This window comes from Arthrobacter sp. Y3221159 (assembly GCF_059089885.1).
On record NZ_JBNHFC010000056.1, the window covers coordinates 1 to 533 of the forward strand.

Annotated in this window: 1 protein-coding gene; it reads left to right on the forward strand. The window is 67.2% G+C overall.

Annotated features, from left to right (window positions below; all coding sequences use genetic code 11):
* Positions 1-533, forward strand: a 533-nt coding sequence (locus tag AC5RT3_RS20645) for a hypothetical protein (protein WP_494125114.1), incomplete at both ends; no start/stop codon positions are given.

A 533-nucleotide genomic window follows, 5' to 3' on the forward strand; every position in this document is an offset into this window, starting at 1 on the left:
TGCCAGGTACCAACAGCCCGGCGGAGGACATCGAGGCCCAGCTTGCAGGGGACCGCACCGCCCACCAGATTTCGCTGTTGCTGGGATTTCTCGCCAACATCGCCTTCCTGGTCTTCCTGGCCGGCCTTTGGGGCAGGCTGCGCCGATGGGAGGGCCCTGCCGGGATGTTCGCCGCGCTGGTCCTCGTAGCCGGTGTTGCCTTGGTGGCGCTCATGCTGGTTTCAGGGGGCCTGTACATGGCGCTCATCCAGTATGCCTCCGGTGGTCAGCCCGACCCGGCGGTGCTTTCCGCCCTCGCCGTCCTCAACGAATGGGTGGGCGGCGCCATTGTGCCCGCCGGTGTCGCAATGTTCCTCGGGGCGGCGGTAGCCATCCTGACCACCCGGGCGCTACCGCGGTGGTTGGGCTGGCTGGCTGCCGTCACGTCCGTGCTGCTGCTCGTTTCCCTCGCGGGAGTATTTGAGACCTCCCCCGATGGGGGCGCTATCGGCATGGCCGGTTTTGTCGGCTTCCTGCTCTTCCTGGTCTGGGTC